Source organism: uncultured Campylobacter sp. (assembly GCF_938030815.1).
Taxonomy (GTDB): domain Bacteria; phylum Campylobacterota; class Campylobacteria; order Campylobacterales; family Campylobacteraceae; genus Campylobacter_B.
Map to the genome: position 1 here is coordinate 1 of NZ_CALHII010000025.1, position 5032 is coordinate 5032.

Below are 5032 nucleotides of genomic sequence, written 5' to 3' on the forward strand. Positions count from 1 at the left end.
CAGCGCCCAGGGTGTGTCCGATCGCCCATTTTGACGAGCTTGCGGGCGCTAAGGGTAGGGCGGCGCTCATAGCCAGGGCCTCCATCGCGTCGTTAGCCGCAGTGCCGGTGCCATGCAGATTTACGTAATCCACGCTTTGCAGCTGCGCCGATTTTAGCGCGGTTTTGATCGCTGCGATCTGCATACGCGCGCTAGGATCGGGCTTTGTGATATGATAAGCGTCGGAGTTTGCTGCGTGAGCCAAAAACGCGACGTCGCTTATGCGTTCGCGCGAAAGCACGAATGCGCAGGCTCCTTCGCCCAGATTTGTGCCTGTCCGCGCCTCTGAAAACGGCCTAAGCGGCTGCTCGCTTAAAATTTCAAGCGCGCTAAAGCCCTGCAGCGTGAGCTCGTCTAATGCGTCAGCGCCGCCGAATACGACCGCGTCGCAAAGTCCCGCGCATATGAGGCGTGAAGCTTCGATGAGAGCTTTGTTTCCGCTGGTACACGCACTCGAAACTCCGATCGCGACGGATTTTAGCCCGAAGCGTTCGCGGATAAAATTTGCGGGGTTTGCGTGGGAGTTGCGCTCGAAGCAAAAGTTTTTAAATTTATTGTTTGCGTTTTTTGAAATTTTGGCGAAATTTTCGCCGTTTGGGGTAGGAATTTTACTGCACGGCGCGGAGTTTTCGCCGTCTTGAGAGATAAAATTTTCCGCGTCTTTGCCGCAGGCGAAAAATTCCGCATAGTTTTCTTGCACGCCTGTGTTGGTGGTCGCAAATACCACGCCTACGCGGTGTGCGCCGAATTTTTGCACGGCTTGCTCGATCCGTCCTTGCACGCCGAGGCAGGCGTAAAGCGCCAGGGCGTTCGTGCGCGTGGCGTAGGCGCGATCTTTGATCCTCGGCAGCGGCGTATCCACGCGCCCGAAGATGAAATTTTTACCGCAGACGCTAAGCTTTTGCAGCGCGGATCTTTTTTCGCATAGCGCGCTAAAAAGCTCTGCGGCACTGTTTGCGCCCGCGCAGATGAGCCCGGGGCTACTTAGATACTGCGTCATATCGGCGCCCCTTTGCGTTTATGGTGAAATTCGGTTTATTCGCATTTTCAAGCAGGGCTAAAAATACTCGCTCGCTTTGCGAATCGGGCGGCAGGAAGCCGTCGTTGCGAAATTTAGCCTCGCCGTCCGCGATCGATAAAATTTTACGTGCGATCGGCGCGCCTAGCATATCGAGCCAGACGAGCTTGTAGCGGCTCTCCTCGCCGCTTGCGGGCGAAATTTTTGAGATCAGGGCTCTGCTTTTTACGCCGAGTTCGTCCGTCAGGATGAACTGCTTTTGGCTAAATTCCGCTATCTGCTCAGGCGCTTTGTGCGCGCATCCGCTTATAAAAAACGCGGCGCAAAGCAGAACGAAAGCCGTTTTAGAAATAGCGTAAAAACGATAAACAGGTCTCAAAAATTCTCCCTAAAAACGAGCGAAATCAAAATCTCGCCCTCCAAAATATAGCTCTTGTGTGACCACGCCCTGCCGCGCTCATCAAGCGCCAGAGCCTCACCGCCTGCGCCTCGCGCTAGCCCCACGCGAGCAAGCGCGTAAAAACCTAGGTTTCGCGCCTTAATCAGCGCCTCTTTGATCGTGTAAATTTTATAAAAAATGAGCGCCTTTTCGTTCTCGTCCGCCGCCTCTAAAAGCTCGCGCTCAAAGGCGTTGAAACAAAACTCGCTCGCCGCGGCAAAATTCCGCGGTTTTAAAATTTCAAGATCGAGCCCGAACTTTTGCCTCGCAAAACCCACTGCGACGATCGTTTTGCCATCCGCGCTTTTGTGCGAGATGCAAAATTTGCCGCGCTTTTTAAAGCGCGCTTTAAGCGCCCGCGAAACGCGAAACTCGCGCAGATCGGCTCGCGCGCGTGCTAGCTTCTTATCGCGCCTGCTCAAAAGCCGCCTCGGGGCGCACAGATCCTCGTCGGTGATTAAAATTTTTATCTCGCTCATAAAGCTCTGATTTTACTAAAATAGTCTTTATAAAAATATAAAATAGCGCTACAGCGTTAGAATTTCGTTTAAAATTTATTTGATGCGATTGGGTTCAAAGGCGCACTAAAACATAAAATTTATCGCGTTTGCGCTAAGGCCTCGGGCGCGGTAAAATTTTAAAATTTATCGCGCTTGCGATCTGCGCCGCGCACTTTTTGGTTCGTCGCATGTTGCTATGCGGCGTCGGTTGTGTTCGTTACGCTCGTCTTGTTAGTCGTATCTCGTGCGACGACCGTCCTATTTGGTTAAATTTTTAGCGTGGCGGTATCAGGCGGCAGGCAGTGCAAGGTTTTGAAAATATCGGCGCGGAATTTTAAAAATCCGCGATAAAATTTCTGCCGCAGGCGGCGTTTGTGCTAGAGCTTTTGCGACGAAATCCGGATGCGTCGTGCGATGAGCTTTAAAATTCCGAAGCGGAATCTAAAATCGCGAGCAGTGCGTGGCGCGGCAGGCATCGTAGTATAACAGCGCAAAATTAGCCGCATTTGAATAAAACGGCATAAAATTTAAGCGCTCCTGAATACGACAGCTAGAAATTTAAATATCCTTAAATTAAAGCGGCACGAAATTTAATCGTGCTAATTGCCGCAACCGCATTTAAATACCGAGCCGTGCCACACTAAATTTGCCGCTAAGCCGCATTAAATTTTATGTAAAAATTTCGCTGCTAAGCTATGACAAATTTAGATCAAAATTTCGCTAGCGTGCCTATCTGTGGTAATTTTTTACGAATTTTTCTATGCGCTCAAAGCCGCGTTTTAGATTTTCCATGGAGCATGCAAAGCTTATGCGGAAGTGCCCATCCATACCAAATCCGCTTCCTGGCACCGTGGCTACGAGCCCTTTATCTAGCAGTTGCATGCAGAATTTCATACTATCAGGTTCTACCTGAGAGCAATCTATGAAGAAATAAAATGCGCCGTCAGGTTTTACGACACTAAGCCCTGGGATCGCGCCTATCGCGTCCGTGCCGAAGTCGCGCCTGCGCTCGTATTCGCGCCTCATCTCCTCGATATAATCATCCGCCTCGCCTCGCAGCACCGGCATAGCGCCTGCCTGGACTATACTTGCTACGTTGCTGACGCTTTGACTTTGTAGGCTGATCATAGCCTTATTTAGCTCATCGATCGCACAGGCGGTGTAGCCGAAGCGCCAGCCGGGCATCGCGCCGCATTTGCTTAGCCCGTTGATCGTCACGGTGCGCCTAAACATATCCTCACTGATGCTTGCTGCGGCTATGAAGCTCTTGCCGAAGACGATTTTTTCGTAAATTTCATCGGCAATTACCAAAACATCCGTGTCCTTTAGCACTTCCGCAAGCTCTTGCAGCTCCTGCCGCGAATATACGGCGCCTGCGGGGTTGCTCGGGTTGAAAAGGCACAGCGCCTTCGTGCGCGGGGTGATCGCGGCTTTGAGCTGTGAGGCGGTGATTTTGTATCGGTTTTCCGCCTTGGTGTCTACGATGACAGGCTTGCCGCCGCAAAATTTTACGATTTCGGGGTAAGTGACCCAATAAGGCGCCGGTATTATAACCTCATCGCCTTCGTTTAAGATGCAGTTAAAGGCGTTAAATAGCGAGTGTTTGGCGCCTACGTTGGTGATGATCTGATCAGGCCTGTAATCTAGGTCGTTGTCGCGCTTTAGCTTCTGCGCGATTAAATTTAAAATTTCAGGCGTGCCGGCAACTGGCGTGTATTTGCCGCAGCCCTTAGCCATCGCCTCGATGACCGCCTTTTTGGCGACCTCTGCGGTATCAAAATCGGGCTCGCCCGCACTTAGGATCACGACGTCTTGCCCCTGGGCTTTCATCTGTTTGGCTTTAGTGCTGATTGCGATCGTTAGGCTTTCACCGAGCTTGCTTACGCGACTTGAAAGTGTTAATTTCATTGATGCTCCTTGGATTGGTTTAGACAATTTAAAATTTGATTTTTGACGCTAAAAGCCCTGCCGCTACTTGGGTCTTGGTCGTAGATATCGTCGATTTTATAATCTCCTCCGCTACGGACGAGTTTGTAGATTATCGTCTGCGCGCCGTAGGGGCAGGTTTGAGTTACTACGACGGTATCGCGCTGCCCTAGCTCAAAATCATATTTCGCATCGTCGCAGACATCTTGACCGCCGATTACCGGATCGTAGTCCAAGCAGCCTACCTCACCTTCGCCAGCAGATGCTTCATCTTGCATAAGCACGGATCTGAAAGAAGCTGATAGGGCATTTTTGTGATCGCCAAAATAGGTGTCCTTGATGTATAGACTTTTTACTAGGCTTATTCTGGCGTCGTCCGCGGAATTTTTCGCGCTATTAGCATCGCTGCCGCTTGCCGACAAAATCGCACAAATTATAAAAAATAGAGCTTTTTTCACTTTAACCCTCTTATTTTAATGATTTCAGATACTCTTCGTAGAATTTATTTAGATCCTCATCCATTGCGGCGATATCTTTTCTGCCGCTGCAAATGCACTCCTCCAAAATTTCGATACGCTTGATGAGATATTTGATAAGCTCCTGGCTGATGTCGGGAATTTTATTATGCGCCAAAGGATCGCTCTGGCAGCTTCCTAAAATTTTGGCGGGCACGCCCACGGCGGTGCAGTTTGGCTCGACGTCCTTTATGACGACGGAATTTGCGCCGATTTTGGAATTTTCGCCGATGGTGATGTTACCTAATACTTTGGCTCCCGCGCCCACTACGACGCCGTTTTGCAGCGTCGGATGGCGCTTGCCGTGCTCTAAGCTCACGCCGCCGAGAGTGACGCCCTGATAGATCAGACAGTTATCGCCGATGATCGCCGTTTCTCCGATGACAAGCCCCGTAGCGTGGTCAAAAAACACGCCCGAGCCGATACGTGCGCCCGGGTTTATATCTACGGCGGTGATTATGCGGCTAAGTCCGCTGATCGCACGAGCAATGAGCTTAAAACCTCGCTCGTAGAAAAAGTGTGCGAAGCGGTAATTTATCAGCGCCCAGACGCCGGGATAGCAGAAAAATATCTCAAATACGCTGTTGCATGCGGG

6 protein-coding genes are annotated in these 5032 nt (G+C 50.6%); all 6 read right to left on the reverse strand.

The window, feature by feature from the left end; translation table 11 throughout:
* A partial coding sequence (locus Q0277_RS00695) for a beta-ketoacyl synthase N-terminal-like domain-containing protein (protein WP_297994497.1) occupies nucleotides 1–1039 on the reverse strand: 1039 nt, incomplete at its 3' end.
* Nucleotides 1020–1436 (reverse strand): hypothetical protein, encoded by a 417-nt coding sequence (locus Q0277_RS00700; RefSeq protein WP_297994500.1) that lies wholly within the window; start codon nucleotides 1434–1436, stop codon nucleotides 1020–1022. The genes Q0277_RS00695 and Q0277_RS00700, both read right to left, overlap by 20 nt.
* Entirely contained in the window at nucleotides 1433–1975 is a 543-nt protein-coding gene (locus Q0277_RS00705; protein WP_297994503.1) for a 4'-phosphopantetheinyl transferase superfamily protein, read from the reverse strand. Before Q0277_RS00705 ends, Q0277_RS00700 begins: the two co-directional genes overlap by 4 nt.
* Nucleotides 1976–2725: 750 nt before the next feature.
* Entirely contained in the window at nucleotides 2726–3904 is a 1179-nt protein-coding gene (locus Q0277_RS00710; RefSeq protein ID WP_297994505.1) for a pyridoxal phosphate-dependent aminotransferase, read from the reverse strand.
* Nucleotides 3901–4380, reverse strand: coding sequence for a hypothetical protein (locus Q0277_RS00715; protein WP_297994507.1), 480 nt, complete (start codon nucleotides 4378–4380; stop codon nucleotides 3901–3903). The genes Q0277_RS00710 and Q0277_RS00715 overlap by 4 nt, the downstream gene beginning before the upstream one ends.
* Nucleotides 4381–4390: 10 nt before the next feature.
* A partial coding sequence (cysE, locus tag Q0277_RS00720; protein WP_297994511.1) for a serine O-acetyltransferase occupies nucleotides 4391–5032 on the reverse strand: 642 nt, incomplete at its 5' end.